This window comes from Aliivibrio sp. SR45-2 (assembly GCF_963890165.1).
GTDB classification, from domain to species: Bacteria; Pseudomonadota; Gammaproteobacteria; order Enterobacterales; family Vibrionaceae; genus Aliivibrio; species Aliivibrio salmonicida.
In genome coordinates, this window is record NZ_CAWPRC010000039.1 from 1 (window position 1) to 2,081 (window position 2,081).

The window sequence follows — 2,081 nt, forward strand, 5'->3', positions numbered from 1 at the left end:
ATTTGAATATATTGAGATCTTCTATAATCGTAAGCGCAGTCACTCAACATTAAACAACTTGAGTCCATTTGAATTTGAAAGTAAATTTGTAAAATAAAGTGTTCGCTTTTCGAGGGGCACACCAATGCTTTTTTAAGCTCACGGCTTAATTTATTGGAATGGTAGGTAATGGAATATTTATTGATTCTTCTTCATGTGGCTTTAATTTGGATGTTAGCTGTTGCGACTCCTGGTGCTAATGTACTTTTAACGATCAACACTGCACTTAATTACGACCGTAAAATTGCGGCTTTTTCTGCTTTCGGTGTTAGTTGTGCGACGTTACTGTGGTCGTTTTTTGGTGGCTCCGGCTTAGTTATTCTCTTTTCTCATTTCCCTCAATTATTTGGTTTAATGAAAGTGGTAGGCGGCAGTTATTTATTGTATTTGGGAATGCGTCAGATTTATCTAACTCGAAAAATAAAGAGGTTAGGTGAGTTAACAGAAATCAATCAAACGATATCACCATCGAAAAGAAAGGTTTTCATTTCAGCCTTTATCACCAGTATTTTAAATCCGAAAACGGGTTTCTTCGTCGTCAGTTTATTCAGTGTTTCCATGCCTGAAAACATGAGTGCAACGATGATATTAGCAATCATGTTAACAATGTCCTTAATTACGCTTAGTTGGCATTTATTTTTAGCTACAGCGTTTTCTCATGAATCAGCTAAAAGTGTTTATGCTCGTATCTCTGGGGTTATGGATTATGTCACCGGTGGATTGTTTACCATTTTGGGCATTAAAGTAATGACCTCATAGTAAGAATGGTTGTTTGCATATAACAAATGCATCAACACGATTTGCTACACTCGGCGTTGTCAGTTTGCCTTTAGTTTCAGTGATTAAGGCGTTAAAATTCAGCTAGGTCTGTATGGTAGCAAACGTGTTATGCAGGCGTTATGCATTTTTTTGGCTAGGTATGTTTCTAAGAGATAATATAAATGAAATTATATGTTAATGATAAATCAGGGATAAAACGGTATTTAAATACTAGAACCACTTCTAGAACAGAGTTATCTAATGTGTTGGGTGGTGAGTACTTTGAAATTGAAGGTGAGGTCTACCATATAAAGCAAGTTTTTGCTGAAAAATCGAGTGATAATGCTCCCGTTTCGACTGTTATTGGTGGAGCTTTAGGTTTAGTTGGTGGTATGCCTGGTGTTATTATTGGTGGGGTTTTAGGTGCGCTGTTCGGTAATGAATCGGATAAAAAAGAAATTGCAGAAATAGATGCGTTCAATAGGAGCTAATTATGAAACAACCAGATTTAGGTTCTATACTCGCTGCTGGATTTGTCGCTTTTTTAGCGATAGGCTCAAATATTTACGAAGAAAATGCGATGGTTTTTATTCGGTCTATACTTGAAAAAGGCCATTTAAATACATCGTTAGTTATAATTGTTTTAGTAATTGTAATAACTCACGCAATTAAAATTAGACCCCAAAACTCAAGCAATAGCGTTTTTATTCGAAGTGGACTTATTCCTTTAGATATAGTTTTAACATTAAGTACTTATATAGCTGTTTCTACAACCGCTTGTGCATTATTAGAAGGTGCATTTATTCAAAAGTTCTATCATGTAGTGTATTTTACAAAGTTCTCAGTTTTAGATATCTATGTCTTAATGGGAGTTTCTGCGCTCCTAATTTGGTATGTGCTATTCCACATGTATAAATTAAGCATTGAGCTTTTCTTTCCATCAAAAACATTAAAATTATCCAGTGCAGATATGCATAAGAAACAATTAGTATCACAAGAAGATTAAAAATTATAGTTATCAGGTTGAGCTAAATTATACATGCATAACAAATGCATCAACACGATTTGCTACACTCGGCGTTGTCAGTTTGCCTTTAGTTTCAGTGATTAAGGTAGTAAAATTCAGCTAAGTCTGTATCGTAGCAAACGTGTTATGCAGGCGTTATGTTCTAGGCGATAGATAATGGTTATCTAAAATATTACCTTTGTTTTTATTAACTTAGAAATTAGTGACATTAATCACAGTAGTTCTTCACGATATTACAATAATGATATTTGTATAT

The 2,081-nt window shown here is 34.5% G+C and carries 4 protein-coding genes; all 4 read left to right on the forward strand.

The features are described from left to right. Window positions 1-10: 10 nt before the first annotated feature. The 4 genes from AACV33_RS21505 (at window position 11) to AACV33_RS02005 (ending at window position 1,804) form a co-directional block, all read left to right on the forward strand. The gene (locus tag AACV33_RS21505; RefSeq protein ID WP_370527209.1) at window positions 11-97 is read left to right on the forward strand and encodes a hypothetical protein; all 87 of its coding nucleotides are present in this window, start codon (window positions 11-13) and stop codon (window positions 95-97) included. A 71-nt stretch (window positions 98-168) separates the two neighbouring features. Beyond that, window positions 169-798 carry a LysE family translocator gene (locus tag AACV33_RS01995; RefSeq protein ID WP_182700703.1) on the forward strand — a complete coding sequence of 210 codons (630 nt, stop codon included), beginning with the start codon at window positions 169-171 and terminating at the stop codon, window positions 796-798. Between the two features lie 182 nt (window positions 799-980). After that, window positions 981-1,289: a hypothetical protein gene (locus tag AACV33_RS02000; protein WP_182700704.1), complete on the forward strand. Its 309-nt coding sequence runs from the start codon at window positions 981-983 to the stop codon at window positions 1,287-1,289. Window positions 1,290-1,291: 2 nt separating this feature from the next. Next, entirely contained in the window at window positions 1,292-1,804 is a 513-nt protein-coding gene (locus AACV33_RS02005; protein ID WP_182700705.1) for a hypothetical protein, read from the forward strand. The last annotated feature ends 277 nt before the right edge of the window (window positions 1,805-2,081 follow it).